This is a genomic window from Inquilinus sp. Marseille-Q2685 (genome assembly GCF_916619195.1).
GTDB lineage: Bacteria > Pseudomonadota > Alphaproteobacteria > DSM-16000 > Inquilinaceae > Inquilinus.
The window spans coordinates 1067105-1081838 of record NZ_CAKAKL010000001.1 but is presented as its reverse complement, the minus strand read 5'-3'; the positions used below and the strand labels follow the sequence as shown (position 1 = coordinate 1081838).

Below are 14734 nucleotides of genomic sequence, written 5' to 3'. Positions count from 1 at the left end.
GCATCTCACCTGCTGTCCCGGCGGTCCGCCTCGGTTAGAGTGGCGGAATGGCGCGATTCCTCCCCCGCCGCCGCTGGGCCATCGGCCTCTCGGCGCTGCTTGCTGCCCTGGTCGGGCTCGCCATCGCCGGGCGGCAGCTGCTGCCCGGCTGGGTGGAGGCGGAGGCGATCGCCCGGCTCCGGGCCGAGGGCGTGCCGGTCGAGCGGCTGACCGTGTCCAGCGTCGATCTCGGCTCGGCCGAGATCGGCGGGATCGCGGTGGCGGAGGGGCGGATCACGATCGACCGCATCTCCCTCGGCTTCAACCCCTGGACGCTGATCCGCGAAGGCCACCTGTCCTCGATCGAGCTGTCCGGCGTGTCGATCCGCCTCGGCATCGACCGGTCCGGCACGCTGGAGCTGCCGCGGATGGAGGTGCTGGAGGGCGGCGGCGGGGAGGAGGCGGGGGCTGGGCGCGATTCCGTTCCAGACCATCTCGGTGCGCGACAGCACGATCGTGATCGACACCCCCTGGGGCCGGATCCAGACCCCGGTCGAGGCCGAAGGCGCGGTGAACGAGCTGGGGCGGCTGGTGTGGAGCGGAAAGCTGCGCCCGGCCGGCGCCGGCGGCGTGGCCCAGGCCAAGTTCGACCTGACCAACACGCCCGAGGGCCAGGTCTATGGCGGCGTGCAGCTGGAGCAGGCGAGCTTCCGGTCGGAAGGGCTGGCGCTGAACGGGGTCAGCGGCTGGATCGCCTATGGCGGCGAGCGCGACAGCAGCGGCGAGATCCAGGGCGCGCTGACGGTCGCCGAGGTCGAGCGCGGCGCCGCCCGGTTCCGCGATTTTGGCGTGCAGGGCAACGGCACGCTGCAGCGGCTGCAGCAGCTGATCATCGGCGCCAAGATCGGCAGCGGCGACGGCAGCCTGGGGCTGCAGCTGCAGGGGGCGAAGCAGGGCGAGGGCACGGACCTGGCGCTGCAGGTCGCCGCCGACAATCTCGGCGCGGTGGCGCCGGCCCTGGGCTTCGAGGGCGGCGTCACCGGCAAGGCCAACGTCAATGCCTGGCTGACGCTGCGCACGCCCGGCCTGCCCAGCCTGGACGAGCTGCCGAAGCTGCTGGCCGACGGCTTCATCCGGGTCTCGACCGACGGAGTCCAGGCGGGCACCGGCGTGGCGCTGCAGACCGGGCAGCTGAGCGCCACCATCGATCTGTCCGGCGGCACGCTGACGCTGGCGGGCAGCCGGCCCTGGAAGGTGGCCGGGCGCTTCGCCTCCGGCAAGCTGTCGGTCGACCTCGACTGGCTGCCCGGCGACGGCGGTCCGCAGCGGCTGGAGTTCAGCCGCGAGGCCGACACCTGGTGGACCCGGCTGGCCGGCGCGACCAGGGGCAATGTCGCCGGCTTCGACGTCGCCGGCTCGATCGACGCCGAGCTCGGGCTGAACGATGCCGGCCAGGCCAAGGTGCGGGTGCCGGAGGCGGTGCTGGACCTCGATCCCTTCGAGGCGATCGGCCTGACCATCGACCCCGGCCCGATGACGGTGTCGGGCGAGACCACTGACACCGGCTGGACCGCGACGCTGTCGGGCAGCTCGGCCATCGGACTGCCGGGCAAGGAGGGCGGCAACGCCACGGCGCAGGGCACCGTTCGCGTCGACACCGTGGGCCAGCACCTGACGGTGCGGCCGGTGCATGGCGAGTGCCTGTCGCTGATCCTGCCGGCGCAGGACTTCACGCCGCGGCTGCGCCTGGCCCAGCCGGCATCGGCGCTGCTGTGCCCGGATGCGGAGGGAAGGCCGCTGCTGGAGACCGATCTCGACAGCGACCGGCCGCCCCTGGTGCGGGCCGCCATGCCGGCCCTGGCCCTGGACCTGTCGATCGGCGCCGGCGCGGACGCCACCCGGCTGACCGCGACCACCCCGGTCCTCGCCATCGCCCCGGCGGCGCAGCCCGAGGGCAGCTACCGCCTGACCGCGTCGGACGGCAAGCTGGCGCTGCCCGATGCCGGGCTGTCGGTCGAGGACGTCGACGCCGAGGCCGCGGTCGTCCCCGGCGCGACAGTCCCGGTCGACGCCACCCTCACCGCGGCGCGGCTGGCGATCGAGGGCAATCCGGTGGTGCCGATGAAGGCGCAGCTGCGCAGCCGGCTCGACGCGTCCACCGACGTCCTGTCATTGGAGGCGGAGCTGACCGATCCGGAGGGCCGGGCCCGCGCTGCCGGTACCGGCCGGCACGACCTGACCACCGGCGACGGCGGGCTCGACCTGGTGCTGGACCCGTTGCGGTTCCGGCGGCGCGGGCTGCAGCCGAAGGACGTGGTGCCGGCCCTGGCCGGGCTGCCGCTGGCCTGTGTCGACGGCCGGATGGAGGGCAGCGGCCGGATCGCCTGGGGCAGCGCCGCCGAGACCTCGCTGGGCCTGCGGCTGCGCAACGCCGCCTTCCGCACGCCCTGGGGACGGGCCGAGGCGGCGGCGGCCGAGCTGCGGCTCGACCGGTTCTCGCCGCTGCGCCTCCCGGCCGGGCAGCGGGTCCGGATCGGCCGCTTCCTCGTCGACGACGAGACGCCGCCCCTGACCGATGTCGACGCCCGCTTCGGCTGGAGCCAGGCCGGCGGCGTCGACCTGCGGCGGCTGGCGCTGGACTGGACCGGGGCGAAGGTCAGTGTCGAAGGCGGCGCCGGCCGGCGGCGGCCCTCGGTGCTGCGGATCGAAGGGCTGGACCTCGCCCGGGCCGTGGCCGCGGCCGGGCTGGACGATGTCCGCGCCACTGGCATTGTCGACGGCACCATCCCGTTCCGCCTCGACCGCGACACGATCGTGGTCGAGAACGGCGTGCTGGCGACGCGCGGCCCGGGCGAGATCCGCTACGGCGGCGCGACGGCGCCGGACGAGATCAAGGCGGCGGCCGCCGCCGAACCGGGCATGGACACGCTGATGACGTCACTGCGCAACTTCCAGTACCAGTCGCTGCGGGCGACGCTGGACGGCCGCAGCGACGGCGAGGCGAATGTCCGGCTGGCGGTGCGCGGCTCCAACCCCGATCTCTATGGCGGCTTCCCGATCGCGCTCAACGTGAACCTGTCGGGCGCGCTCTACGTCATCGCCCGGCGCAGCCTGGCGCTGGCGCGGATCGGCGACCGCATCCGGGACTATTATGTGGAGCGGCTGGGGCGCCGGGCCGGGCCACCGTGTTGAAGGAAAGGGGCCTGATGACCGACCGATCCCGCGCCGCTTGCGCCGGCCTTTCTCTCGCCGCGCTGCTCGGCGCCTGCTCGCCGGTGATCCGGGTCGAGGCGCCGGACAAGCCGATCGAGATCAACCTCAACGTCCGGGTCGAGCAGGACGTCAAGGTCCAGGTCGACCGCGAGCTGCAGAAGGTTGTCGGCAAGAACCCGGCGGCGCCCTAGCCCGGATCTCTCATACCCCCTACGCCCTGCGTCGCCTTGCGGCGAGTCGGATGCGGGGGCGGGACGCGAAAAGCGTATAGGGACATACGGTTGAGCGGCCCGCCCCCGCAGGCGGCCGCCGCAAGACGACCCTTCGGGCCGGTTGAAAATGTCGACAGGGTGCGTCGAACGGCTTGCCCGATGCAAAGGCATCGCGCTGCGCCGCTCTCCTGCCCCGTCGGCATTTTGAACCGGCGCAGGTCGCAGGGGGTGTGAGAGATCCGGGCTGGGGGCGGGTCATCCGCCGCGTCTCCCGGCGGCGTAGGGGAGCACGAACATGTACAGCCCGGTGAACAGCAGCAGGAAGAGCGGCAGCAGCGGCGCGTACACCACCCATGCGGGAGGCTCTCCCAGCCCCATGGCCGCGAAGTTGGCGACGACCGTCGCCGTGAAGGCGATGGACAGCCAGCGGTGAATCTGCCGGACCCACAGGCTCAATGAGACCTCCTGTCGAAGATGGGGCGGATCGGGAACTCTGGCCTTACTCCTGGCGTGCCAGGACCTGCTCCAGCTTGGCGAGGAACTGCTGCCACCCGGCCTTGGCACCGCCATAGGCCTGCTTCTGGTCCGGCCGGAAGCCCGACTGCTCCATACGCAGATGCGTCCCCGTGCTCGTCGGGGTGAGGGTCCAGATCACCACGCTCTTCAGATCGTAAGCCGGATCGTCATGCGCGAAGTCCCAGCTGTAGGACAGCGTCCGGTTCGGCTCGATCGCGAGGACCTTGCAGTCCAGCACGCCGCCCCAGTCGCCGCGAAGATTGAAGCGGTGGCCCACCACGGGGCTGAAGTCGTTCTTCATCAACCACTCCTCGATCAGGTGCGGCTGCGTCAGGGCGCGCCAGATCTTCTCCGGCGGATAAAGGATCTCCCGTTCGACGACGACGGAGCGGGTTTCGGCCGCGGCATTGGTCATTGATCCATCCTCTTGAGCAGATCCTCGAGATCGTCGAACCGGCTTTCCCAGAACCCGGCCATCCGGCTGGTCCAGTCGACCAGGGGGGCCAGGGCGCCGCGCTGCGCGCTGTAATGCGTCTGGCGGCCCTCATGACGGTCCCGCACCAGCCCGGCCTGCTTCAGGACGCCGAGATGCTTCGAGACCGCCGGCTGCGAGATCCCGGCGCCAGCCGTCAGGGTCCCGACGGTCAGCTCTCCTTCACGGCACAGCCGCTCGAAAAGAGCCCGCCGGGTCGGGTCGGCGAGCGTCCTGAAGAGCAGGTCGTGGGCGGTCGACATCCGAACTCATAACTCGTTGGCTATGTTTTTCTTATAACCGGCGAGCTATATGAGTCAAGCGAGGTCCGCGAGGCATGATCGTCCGGACGCGATCTTCAGCCTTGGGGGAGGGGCTCCAGGAACGGTTTTTCGAATGGTCGTGTTCCCGTTCCATGTTCGTTTCGGATGGTGTTCTGACGGAGCATATGGCGGCGCATATCGCCGCGATGAATGTGCTGGCGCCGCTGGGCGCGGCCGCGTGGGATCGCTCGGCCGGCGGCCGCGGGGCGGCGAAGGCCGTGCCGCTGCTTCCCGCGACCGCCGTCCAGGTGGCCCTGATCTGGGGCTGGCATCTGCCGGCCGTGTTCGCGGCCGCCTGCCGCAGCCCGGCGCTGACGGTGGCGATGCATGTCTCGCTGGTCCTGGCCGCCTTCTGGTTCTGGTCCGCGGTGATCAGTGGAGCCCGGCGCGCCGGCTGGACGCCGCTGGCGGCGCTGCTGGCCACCGGCAAGCTGTTCTGCCTTCTCGGCGTTCTCTTCACCTTCGCGCCGCGTGCAATCCTCGCATCGCCGGCGCTGCCGCCGACCTGCTTCGATCCGGACTCGCCGCGTTCACTGGTGGAGGATCAGCAGCTCGCCGGGCTGCTGATGCTGACGGCCTGCCCGCTGGTCTACGGGGGCGCGGCGATCGCCATCGCGCGCCGCCGGCTCGCCGCGGTAGCCCGCGACGGCGGCTGGAGATTCTCCCGGAGGGCGGGCTAGATGCCCGTTCCTGCGGCGGCGCGCCGCCGCGCCATGGCGTTCGGCGCGCTGATCGCGGTGGCCGGCGCCGTGGCTCTCGGTGCGGTTCTGGTTCTCTCAGGGATCTACAATGTCGGCGCGTCGGCCGGGCATCTCCCCCTGACCGACCGGCTGCTCAAGCTGGTGCTCTGGCGCTCGGTTGACACCCACAGCGCCGGCATCGAGGCGCCCGACCTCGCCGATCCCGGCCTCGTCCGCCTGGGCGCCCGGCACTTCGCCGCCGGCTGCGAGCCGTGCCACGCCGGGCCCGGAATCCGCCAGAGTCCCGTCGCCGCCGCCATGGTTCCGGCCCCCCCTGCGCTCGACGACAGCGGCGCGGCCTGGGAGGCGAGGGAGCTGTTCTGGATCGTCCGCCACGGCTTCAAGTTCACCGGCATGCCGCAATGGCCGGGCGACGGCCGCGACGACGAGGTCTGGCCGGTCGTCGCCTTCCTCCGCCGGCTGCCCGGCATGTCGCCCGGCGACTATGCCGCGCTGACCGGACGCGAGACCGCCGGATCCGGCACGGCCGGCTGCGCCCTGTGCCACGGCGATGCCGGCCGGGTCCCGGTGGCGGATCCGGCGCCGGCGCTGCAGGGGCAGAACGAGGCCTATCTTCGGCGGGCGCTGGAGGAATACGCCGTCGGCGCGCGCCAGAGCGGCATGATGGAGGCGATCGCCGCGGGCCTGCCACCCGGCGAACGGGACAGGCTGGCCCGGGACTTCGCGGCCATGCCGCCCCCGGCCGGTGGCGACACGGCACGGGATCCCGAGGCGGTCGAAAGAGGGGCGGCGATCGCCCTCCACGGCGCAGCCCGGCAGGCCGTTCCGCCCTGCCTCGCCTGCCATTCCGGGCAGAGGTCGTCGCAGTTTCCCCGGCTGGACGGGCTGTCCGCCGGGTACGTCGCCGGCCAGCTGCGGCTGTTCCGCGACGGGGTCCGGGGCGGCACCCCCTACGGCGCGATCATGGCGCCGATCGCCGGGCGCCTGACCGACCGGCAGATCGAGGACGCCGCCGCCTATTTCGCCAGCCGCGACAGGCCCGGAATGGCGGCCGGCACCGGCGAGGCGGCGCGATGAGGCGCCGGGCGATACCGGCGGGCGCCGCGCCGCCCGGCGGTTGCGCGGGTGTCCAATCCGCGCTCGTTCCGCGCGGGACGGAGGCGCAGGAGATCGACGCGCTGTTCTGGACCGTCACCGCCATCTCGGCCGCCGTGACGGTCCTCGTCCTCGTCGTCACCGCCGTCGCCCTGCGCGGACCGGGCGGCTGGCGCCGGGTCCTGGCCACGGACCGGATCGTCGTCGGCGGCGGCATCGTGCTGCCGGTCGTGGTGCTGAGCGCCCTCCTGGTCTACGGCCTCCTGGTGATGCAGGCGGGCGCCGCCCGGTCCCGGAGCGCCGAGGGGCCGGGGGTGACGATCACCGGCAAGCGCTGGTGGTGGCAGGTCGTCTACCAGGACCGCGACGGGCGCGAGATCGTCAGCGCCAACGAGCTGCGGCTCCCGGTCGGCCGGCCGGTGGCCGTCCGGCTCGAAACCGACGATGTGATCCACAGCTTCTGGGCGCCGCAGCTGGGCGGCAAGCTCGACATGATCCCGGGCCGCAGCAACACCCTGACGCTGGAAGCCACCGAGGCCGGTGTCAGCCGGGCGCAGTGCGCGGAATATTGCGGCGGCGCCCATGCGCTGATGTCGATGCATGTCGTGGCGCTCGAACCAGACGCCTACGACTCCTGGCTCGCTGCCGAGGCCGCGCCAGCCCGCGAGCCCGCCTTGGAGCCGGCGAGGCGCGGCAGGGATCTGTTCCTGCGGAACGGCTGCGGCGCCTGCCATGCCGTGCGCGGCACGGAGGCGGGCGGCACCATCGGCCCGGACCTGACCCATGTCGGCGGCCGCCTGTCGCTCGGCGCCGCGGCGCTGCCGAACGATGCCGAGGCCTTCGCGCGCTGGATCGCCGACAACCAGCACGTCAAGCCGGGCAATCTGATGCCGCCCTACCACAGCCTGTCGCCCGACGACCTTGCCGCGATCGCCGCCTATCTGGAGGGGCTGGACTAGGTGAAGGACGATGCCCGAACCCAGCTGCCGAACCCGGAGCCGCGCCCCGAGGGCGAGGAGGACCAACTGCTGCGGATCTGGGCACGGCCCCGGGGCTGGCGGATCCTCTCCGACGTCAACAACATCACCGTCGGCATCGCCTATCTGGGGGCGGCCTTCCTGTTCTTCCTGCTGGCCGGGATCCTCGGGCTGCTCATGCGCACCCAGCTGGCCGTGCCCGGGAACGACGTGATCGGCCAGGACCTCTACAACCAGATCTTCACCATGCACGGCACGACGATGATGTTCCTGTTCGCCGTGCCGGCGGTCGAAGCGCTGGGGGTGATGCTGCTGCCGCAGATGCTGGCCGCCCGCGACCTGCCGTTCCCGCGGCTCAGCGCCTTCGCGATCTGGGCCTATGTCGTCGGCGGCCTGGTCTTCTTCTCGACCATCCTCTACGACCTCGCGCCGTCAGGCGGCTGGTTCATGTACACGCCGCTGACGCTCAAGGAGTTCTCGCCGGGCGACAACGCCGATTTCTGGCTGCTCGGCATCGGCTTCATCGAGATCTCGGCGATCGCCGGCGCGGTCGAGATCGTCGTCGGCACGCTGAAGACGCGGCCGCCGGGAATGTCGCTGGCCAAGATGCCGATCTTCGCCTGGGCGATGCTGATCTTCGCGGCGATGATCATCTTCGCCTTTCCGGCCGTCATCCTCGGCACCATGCTGCTCGAGATCGAGCGGTCCTTCGGCTGGCCCTTCTTCACCGCGGCCAAGGGCGGCGACCCGCTGCTGTGGCAGCACCTGTTCTGGTTCTTCGGCCATCCCGAGGTCTACATCATCTTCCTGCCCGCGGCGGGGCTGGTCTCGATGATCGTATCGACCATGGCGCGGCGGCCGCTGGTGGGGCACGACCTGATCGTGGTGGCGCTGATCGGGACCGGCTTCTTCTCCTTCGGCCTGTGGGTCCACCACATGTTCACCACGGGCATCCCGTCGCTCAGCCTGGCCTTCTTCTCCGCCGCCAGCATGGCGGTGGCGATCCCGTCCGGCATCCAGGTCTTCTCCTGGATCGCGACGATCGCGGCGAGCCGGGGCCGGTTCCGCATCACCACGCCGTCGCTGTTCGTGCTCGGCTTCCTCGTCATCTTCACGATGGGCGGGCTGACCGGCGTCATGGTCGCCCTGGTCCCGGTCGACTTCCAGGTGCACGACAGCTATTTCGTCGTCGCCCATCTCCATTACGTGCTGATCGGCGGGATGGTGTTCCCGCTGTTCGCGACCTTCTATTACTGGGCGCCGATGGTGAGCCGGAGGATGCTGTCCGAGCGCCTCGGGCGCTGGGTCTTCGGGCTGATGTTCACCGGCTTCCACATCGCCTTCTTCCCGATGCATCTGGCGGGGCTGCTGGGGATGCCGCGGCGCGTCTGGACCTATCCCGGCGAGCTCGGCTGGAACACGCTGAACCTGGTCTCGACCATCGGCGCCTATGTCCTCGCCGCCGGCGTGCTGCTGTTCCTGATCGATCTCTGCCGCAACCTCCGGCCGTCCGTCGGCGCCTCCGGCGGGCCCGACAATCCCTGGGGCGCGGGCACGCTGGAGTGGCTGCCAAACGACGTCTACTCGACCCGCAGCATCCCGCTGGTGACGAGCCGCGAGCCGCTGTGGGACCAGCCGGACCTGCCTGAGGACGTGAAGGAAGGCCGGCATTTCCTGCCCAATGCCCCGACCGGCGGCCGCGAGACCATCGTCACCAGCGCCGTCGAGGGCCGGCCGCAATATGTCATCCGCATGCCCGGGCCGGGCTTCGCCCATGTCATCGCCGCCGTGTTCACGGCAGCGTTCTTCCTGCTGCTGACCGTCAAGCTGGTCACCATCGCGATCGCCTGCGGCGCCGTCGCCGTCGGCGCCTGCCTGGTCTGGGCCTGGGCGCTCGACAAGCCGCCCGGCCGATCCGTCGACATCGGTGGCGGCATCCGCCTGCCGACCTACCAGACCGGCCCGATGTCCCATTCCTGGTGGGCGACGGTGGTGCTGATCCTCGTCGCCGGCTCGCTCTACCTCGCCTTCGTCTTCTCCTACCTCTATCTCTGGATCGTCTCGCCCGACGTCTGGGCGCCGCGGGGCTCGCCGGAGCTGCCGCATCCCGCCTGGGCCTTCGCCGCCGCCGGCCTCGCCTTGGCGGGGACCGCAGCGACCTTCCTCGCCGGACGGCTGCTTCCCGCACCCGGCCGGCGCGGCTTCGGCGCACCCCTTCTGTTCGCGCTGGCCGCCGCCTGCCTCGCCGGCGCGGTGGCGCTCAATATCGGCAGCCACTGGCAAACCGGGCTGCGCCCCACCGACAACGCCTATGGCGCGATGGTCTATATGGCCGGCGTGCTTGACGCCCAGCTCGCCGTCGCTGTCGCCATGCTCTTCGGGTTCGCCGTCGCCCGCGCGGCGACCCGTCGCCTTGACCGCGAGCGGCGGGTCGGCTTCGAGGTCGCCGCGCTGCTCTCGGCCTACACCGCCGGACAGATCGTGTTCGGCCTCCTGCTCGTGCACGGCTTTCCCAGGGTGGCGGGCTGATGCGGCGGCGCGAACCTTCGACCATCGGCACGCTGGTCTTCGTGATGTGGGGACTGATCGTCTGGGGCCTGCAGTTCACCGCGATCTATCTCGGCCACACCTGGTTCTGCGCGCTCGGCGCCGCGCCGGGGGCGACCACCGCGCTCGCGGCGATCCTGACTGCCGCCGCGACCGTCGCGATGCTGCCGGTGGCGTGGGCGCCGTCCCGGCCGGCCGCGCTCGTCGGGCTCGACGGGCCGGACGACGATCCGCGGCATCTGCTTCTGATCGCCCGCGTCGTCGCGCTGCTGTCGATCGTCGCCGCGCTGTGGACGGGTGCGACCGCGATCGCCGTCGGGGCCTGCGAACTGGCCCGATGATCGGCGTGACTGCGATCCGATGCTCCGGAAGCCCCTGAAAAAAGGGGATGCGCGGCCGGCAGCGCCGCGCATCCCCATCGACCGGACGCGATCTTCAGCCTAGGAGGGAACGAGACAGAGGCCGTTAGGAAGCGGTCTGTCGCGTCCGGGTCGACCCGGAACCTCAGAAGGCCAGATTGATGCCGGTCAGCAGATTGGCGTTCTCGAAATCCTTGCCCTCGCGGAAGTTCTGCTTCTCGTAAATCACTTCCGCATAGGTGTTCAGGCCCGGCGCCAGCGTGTAGGTCAGGTTCACGCCGGCGATGTGGTTGTCCTGCAGGTTGGTGGCGCCGGTGTAGGGCTGCTCCAGGCCGTTGTTGTTGCCGGCCCAGGTATAGGCATAGGACACCGAGGTCAGGAACGGACCCCACTGATAGCTCAGATCGCCGATGACGGTGTCCACCGGCTTGCTCGTCAGGTACAGGCTGGAATAGTGGGTCCAGTTCACGCTGGCGGCGATGCCGCCCGACTTCACCCGGCCGCCGAGGGTATAGGCCTCAAGGTCGTGATGCTCCGGATTGTTGTCGGTGGTGACGCCGTTGCCGTAGGCGGCGGTGGCGGCGAGGCGCAGGCCGACGCCGCCGCCGATGTCGCCGTCATAGCCGACGCCGCCGGTGACGACGTTCTCGTACAGCGTGCTGCTGTCGTTGATCAGGTCGTTGCGGCCGCCTGGGCCGGCATGGGTCGACCCGCCCACGACCGGGGTGAAGTCGACGCCGAAGCTGAAGCCGTTGATCGTCGGCGAGGTGTATTTGATGCGGGTGTCGTCATTCGTGAGGCCGCCGAGATAGGTGGCGTCGATCGAGTAGAAATTGCCGCCGCCCAGGGGGAAGTCGCCGTCCAGCAGGTCGCCGAAATCCATGCCGCCGGCACCGACGGCGCCGGCCAGCTCGTCATGGGCGTAGATATAGCCGAAGTCGTCGGCGACGGTCGGCCCGTCGCCGAAGGTGATGGTGCCGAAGCTGCCCTTCACATAGACATAGGTGCGGTCGACCTGGACGCCGTCCCGCCGATTCACCGAGTCGAAGCGGATTCGGCCGCCATATTCCAGGCCGGAGTCGGTGACATTCTTGACGTCGAACTGCATCCGCGCGTTGGACTGAAAGTCGTAGTCTCGGTCGAAGCCCGAGTGTTGGGTGTCGGTGAGCACCAGCGCGGACTGCGCGGCGATGAACCCGGTGATCTTCAGCTGCAGGCCGGACGTCACATTCGCATCGGCCGCCGACGCCGGCATGGCCCCGATCAACGCAGCAGCGGCCAGCGCCGTGCCCACCAGCAGTACCTGCTTCATTCTGCCTCCCTCTGCCCGCACCGACGCGGGGCGATTCACGCGAGACGCCCGCCCGTTGGCCGAGCCCTGTGTCGTCGAAGGCACAGTCGATCGGGCTTGGTGGCCGCTCTGGCCGGGGCGCCTGAGACAGGAGGGACCCTAGGCCTGCGCAAAAACGTAACATACATACAAAAATGTATAGTTTGCGGTAACGACGCTCTGTTGCGGGCCGGCCACACCCGCTGCCGGCGGCCCAGGCGTGGAATGTCATCGGGGGAGGGCGCGCGGGTCGCGTCTCTCAGGCGCGGCAGCCGCCGAGACTCAGCCGGGCGGCTCCTCGCCGTCCCAGTACTGCCGCAGCCCCGACATGTCGAAGATGTCGTCGCGCGTGCGCAGGGCGCCGACCGCCATCTTGTTCGAATCCGGATAGACGCAGACCTCGTTCGGATTGCGTTCGCCGATCATGAGGTATCTGCAGGGACCGGGGCCGCTGTTCAGGAAGGAATGGCCGACCTTTCGGCCGGCAGGGAAGCAGACATAGTCGCCGGCCCTCAGCTCGTGGCGCTCGTCGCCGAGGATCAGCGTCACTTCCCCTTCGAGGATCAGCGCGTGCTCCTCCTCCAGCATGTGGTAGTGCGTCGGGCACAGGCGCTTGCCGGGCGCCGGCGACTCGATCAGCACGCCGACCCGGTAGCCCGCCCCGACCGCCGCATGGGTCAGGTGCTTCGAGCGGCCGCCGAACCGCGCGCTGCCGGGCACGCCGTCTTCGTGCCACTCGACCGATGCCTCGGCGATCGGCGGTTTCGGCGCCACCGCGGCGTCGGCCACCGCGGCATCGGCGGGCGGGGTGACGCCCGGCGGCAGGCCGGTGTCCTCGCCGTCCCAGTAATTGCGCATCGCCGCCATGTCGAAGATCGCCCGCCGCCCCAGGGGGCGCACCAGCACCTTGTTGGTGTCGGTGTAGACGCAGACCTCGTTCGGGTTCTTCTCGCCCACCACCACATAGCGGCAGGTCGTGTCGCCGGTGTTGACCAGGCAATGCCCGGCCTTCTGCCCGGCCGGGAAGCAGACGTAGTCTCCGGCCTTCATCTCATGGCGGTCGGCGCCGATGCGCGCGGTGACCGTGCCTTCGAGGATATAGACATGCTCCTCTTCGAAGATGTGGTAATGCGCCGGGCAACTCTGCATGCCCGGCCCCAGCTCCTCGATGGCGACGCCGACATGATAGTCGTCGCCGAGCACGGCCCGGGTCAGGTGCCGATAGCGGGTGACGAAGCGGGGGATATCGGACCATTCCTCCCACGCCACGTCGGATGACGAGATCGGCTTCGGCGTTTCCATCGACATCGGCCGGCTCCTCCCTGCGATTGATCTTGGACCAGATGCGGCGGCGGTCAAAGACCGGACGGTCAGCCCCAGGTCAGCGGGTCGAGGCGGAGATAGAAGGCGAGGCGGCCCGCATCCGGCGGGATGGCGAGGACCTCGAACAGGCGGTCATGGGCGGCCTGTTCCTGCTCCGGTCCGGTCCAGGTCTCGCGGGCGTTGGCGAGCATCAGGGCGAGGTCGACATGGCGGTCGGCCGTGCCGAGCCGCCCCAGGTCGATCAGCCCGACGCAGCGCAGCGTCTCCGGATCGACCATCAGGTTCGGCATGCAGGCGTCGCCATGGCAGACGACGCGGTCGGCCGCCTCCTGCGCCAGACGAAGCGGCAGCTCCGCCCGCAGCCGGTCGAGCAGGGCGGAGGAGGGGACGTCCCGATCCTCCTCTGCCAGGAAGTCGGGATTGACCGCGTCGCGCGCCACCACGTCCTCGGCCCTGGCGAACATGCCCACCAAGCCGCGGTCGAACGGGCAGTCGACGGCCGGCAGGGCGTGCAGCGCCCCGATCCGTTCGGCGATCGACGGCCAGATCCGGGCGAGGTCCGGCGCCGCTAGCTCGCTGGCCGGCACGCCGGGCACGGCGCTCATCACCAGGCAGGCGGCGTCGCCGGCCGCGGTCCAGTCGAGCACCGACGGGGAGCCAAGGCCGGATCCCGCCAGCCAGTCGATGCGGCGGCGCTCACCGTCCAGCAGGGCGGCGCCGGGACCGGTGGAGAGCTTGGCGAAGGCGACGCCGTCGCTGCGGCGGTAGACCCGATCGCCGGATTCGCCGTGGCGGACGGGGATCCACTCGCGCCCGGCGGGCAGACGCGGCAGCAGGCGGTCGGGTCCGCTCACGGGAACGCGCAGACCTCGTTGGTGACGCGGACGAAGCTGCGTTCGCCCTCGACCAGGCTGAAGCGGTACTCCTTGTCGCCCATGACGATGGTCTGGAACAGCGGCAGCACGCCGGTGGCGGTGGCCTGCTTGCCGTCGATGCCGCGGAAGTTCACGGTCACGCTCTTGGCCGGATCGAACCAGGCCTGCGCCTTGCCGTTGTCGTCCACCGCGCTCTCGCCGCGGCCGGTCACGGCGATGGTGTTGTTGGCGAAGGCGACGGAGCTGTTGGATCCCGTCGCGTTCTGGGTCGGCAGGATGAAGCGCTTGCTCTCGCCCGGCTTGCAGTCGCGCGGCGCCGAGGCCTGGTCGATGTAGAAAGCGAGGCGCTGCGGGTCGAGCCCGGTCTGCAGCCGCTGCGCCACCTTGTCGGCCAGGTCGCGATAGACCCCGGTGGGCACCTCGCGCTCGAATCGGGTCATCAGCTCTCGGTACTGGATCTGCGCCGTCTGCGCCGCCGCCTGCAGCCGCACCCGGTCCTGCTCCAGCCCGCTCTTGTCCTGGGTCAGCGTGCCGACCTGGGCCTGCAGCGTCGCGATCTGGCCGCGGGTCCGTTCGACCCCGATCTGATAGGCGAAGGCCGCCACCACCACCAGCACGGTGATCGAGAAGAAGACGCGGATGATCGCGCCCCAGACGCGCCGCCGGTAGCGGCGCTCCGGATCGTAGAGACCGAGACCCATGAACCCTATCCTGACCCTTTGCCGGCGAAGCCTGCCGCCGTAGCATGGCCCGACTGTTACGACAGGGGGCCCCCGGCCGCCAAGCCCGTCGCGAGGGGCGCGGCAAATCGG

General features: G+C 70.7%; 15 protein-coding genes. 7 read left to right on the top strand and 8 right to left on the bottom strand.

Translation table 11 applies throughout. The features are described 5' to 3' along the window. Nucleotides 1-5: 5 nt before the first annotated feature. Nucleotides 6-506 carry a hypothetical protein gene (locus LG391_RS05030; protein WP_225766885.1) on the bottom strand — a complete coding sequence of 167 codons (501 nt, stop codon included), beginning with the start codon at nt 504-506 and terminating at the stop codon, nt 6-8. Between LG391_RS05030 and LG391_RS05025 the strand changes: the two genes are divergently transcribed. Together LG391_RS05025 and LG391_RS05020 are read left to right on the top strand one after the other, a co-directional pair. Continuing rightward, the gene (locus LG391_RS05025) at nt 478-3171 is read left to right on the top strand and encodes a YdbH domain-containing protein (protein WP_225766884.1); all 2694 of its coding nucleotides are present in this window, start codon (nt 478-480) and stop codon (nt 3169-3171) included. The genes LG391_RS05030 and LG391_RS05025 overlap by 29 nt on opposite strands. 14 nt (nt 3172-3185) lie before the next feature. Further along, nucleotides 3186-3383: a YnbE family lipoprotein gene (locus LG391_RS05020; RefSeq protein WP_225766883.1), complete on the top strand. Its 198-nt coding sequence runs from the start codon at nt 3186-3188 to the stop codon at nt 3381-3383. A gap of 276 nt (nt 3384-3659) precedes the next feature. On the opposite strand, the gene LG391_RS05015 is transcribed toward LG391_RS05020, so the two are convergent. Genes LG391_RS05015 through LG391_RS05005 form a run of 3 tightly spaced genes read right to left on the bottom strand, consistent with a single transcriptional unit; the run spans nt 3660 to nt 4655 of the window. Continuing rightward, nucleotides 3660-3860: a hypothetical protein gene (locus LG391_RS05015; RefSeq protein WP_225766882.1), complete on the bottom strand. Its 201-nt coding sequence runs from the start codon at nt 3858-3860 to the stop codon at nt 3660-3662. Nucleotides 3861-3903: 43 nt separating this feature from the next. Further along, nucleotides 3904-4335: an SRPBCC domain-containing protein gene (locus tag LG391_RS05010; protein WP_225766881.1), complete on the bottom strand. Its 432-nt coding sequence runs from the start codon at nt 4333-4335 to the stop codon at nt 3904-3906. Beyond that, nucleotides 4332-4655: a helix-turn-helix transcriptional regulator gene (locus LG391_RS05005; RefSeq protein ID WP_225766880.1), complete on the bottom strand. Its 324-nt coding sequence runs from the start codon at nt 4653-4655 to the stop codon at nt 4332-4334. The genes LG391_RS05010 and LG391_RS05005 overlap by 4 nt, the downstream gene beginning before the upstream one ends. A gap of 74 nt (nt 4656-4729) precedes the next feature. Here LG391_RS05005 and LG391_RS05000 point away from each other — a divergent pair, with 74 nt between their 5' ends. From LG391_RS05000 to LG391_RS04980, 5 genes are read left to right on the top strand one after another with little or no spacing between them, the layout of a single operon-like run. Then, nucleotides 4730-5395, top strand: coding sequence for a cytochrome c oxidase assembly protein (locus LG391_RS05000; RefSeq protein WP_225766879.1), 666 nt, complete (start codon nt 4730-4732; stop codon nt 5393-5395). Next, a complete protein-coding gene (locus LG391_RS04995) occupies nt 5396-6493 on the top strand; it encodes a c-type cytochrome (RefSeq protein WP_225766878.1) in 1098 nt (365 codons plus the stop codon). Next, on the top strand, nt 6490-7470 hold the full coding sequence (locus tag LG391_RS04990; RefSeq protein ID WP_225766877.1) for a c-type cytochrome: 981 nt from the start codon (nt 6490-6492) through the stop codon (nt 7468-7470). Before LG391_RS04995 ends, LG391_RS04990 begins: the two co-directional genes overlap by 4 nt. Continuing rightward, the gene (gene ctaD, locus LG391_RS04985) at nt 7471-10017 is read left to right on the top strand and encodes a cytochrome c oxidase subunit I (protein WP_225766876.1); all 2547 of its coding nucleotides are present in this window, start codon (nt 7471-7473) and stop codon (nt 10015-10017) included. Beyond that, nucleotides 10017-10376 (top strand): hypothetical protein, encoded by a 360-nt coding sequence (locus tag LG391_RS04980; RefSeq protein WP_225766875.1) that lies wholly within the window; start codon nt 10017-10019, stop codon nt 10374-10376. The genes ctaD and LG391_RS04980 overlap by 1 nt, the downstream gene beginning before the upstream one ends. 163 nt (nt 10377-10539) lie before the next feature. Here the strand turns inward: LG391_RS04980 and LG391_RS04975 are convergent, their stop codons facing one another. The 4 genes from LG391_RS04975 to LG391_RS04960 all read right to left on the bottom strand — a co-directional run bounded on the left by LG391_RS04975 (nt 10540) and on the right by LG391_RS04960 (nt 14623). Beyond that, entirely contained in the window at nt 10540-11706 is a 1167-nt protein-coding gene (locus LG391_RS04975) for a porin (protein ID WP_225766874.1), read from the bottom strand. 300 nt (nt 11707-12006) lie between these two features. After that, nucleotides 12007-13032, bottom strand: coding sequence for a cupin domain-containing protein (locus LG391_RS04970; protein WP_225766873.1), 1026 nt, complete (start codon nt 13030-13032; stop codon nt 12007-12009). 62 nt (nt 13033-13094) lie between these two features. Continuing rightward, entirely contained in the window at nt 13095-13901 is an 807-nt protein-coding gene (locus tag LG391_RS04965; RefSeq protein ID WP_374200724.1) for an APH(3'') family aminoglycoside O-phosphotransferase, read from the bottom strand. After that, nucleotides 13898-14623, bottom strand: a complete 726-nt coding sequence (locus LG391_RS04960) for a hypothetical protein (RefSeq protein WP_225766872.1) — start codon at nt 14621-14623, stop codon at nt 13898-13900. The genes LG391_RS04965 and LG391_RS04960 overlap by 4 nt, the downstream gene beginning before the upstream one ends. Between the last annotated feature and the right edge of the window lie 111 nt (nt 14624-14734).

What these genes read in the sequence shown, in the direction of transcription:
- LG391_RS05020 (WP_225766883.1), top strand. Translation starts at nt 3,186, where the DNA reads ATGACCGACCGATCCCGCGCCGCTTGCGCCGGCCTTTCTCTCGCCGCG.
- LG391_RS05010 (WP_225766881.1), bottom strand. Translation starts at nt 4,335, where the DNA reads ATGACCAATGCCGCGGCCGAAACCCGCTCCGTCGTCGTCGAACGGGAG.
- LG391_RS05005 (WP_225766880.1), bottom strand. Translation starts at nt 4,655, where the DNA reads ATGTCGACCGCCCACGACCTGCTCTTCAGGACGCTCGCCGACCCGACC.
- LG391_RS05000 (WP_225766879.1), top strand. Translation starts at nt 4,730, where the DNA reads ATGATCGTCCGGACGCGATCTTCAGCCTTGGGGGAGGGGCTCCAGGAA.
- LG391_RS04995 (WP_225766878.1), top strand. Translation starts at nt 5,396, where the DNA reads ATGCCCGTTCCTGCGGCGGCGCGCCGCCGCGCCATGGCGTTCGGCGCG.
- LG391_RS04990 (WP_225766877.1), top strand. Translation starts at nt 6,490, where the DNA reads ATGAGGCGCCGGGCGATACCGGCGGGCGCCGCGCCGCCCGGCGGTTGC.
- LG391_RS04980 (WP_225766875.1), top strand. Translation starts at nt 10,017, where the DNA reads ATGCGGCGGCGCGAACCTTCGACCATCGGCACGCTGGTCTTCGTGATG.
- LG391_RS04975 (WP_225766874.1), bottom strand. Translation starts at nt 11,706, where the DNA reads ATGAAGCAGGTACTGCTGGTGGGCACGGCGCTGGCCGCTGCTGCGTTG.
- LG391_RS04970 (WP_225766873.1), bottom strand. Translation starts at nt 13,032, where the DNA reads ATGTCGATGGAAACGCCGAAGCCGATCTCGTCATCCGACGTGGCGTGG.
- LG391_RS04960 (WP_225766872.1), bottom strand. Translation starts at nt 14,623, where the DNA reads ATGGGTCTCGGTCTCTACGATCCGGAGCGCCGCTACCGGCGGCGCGTC.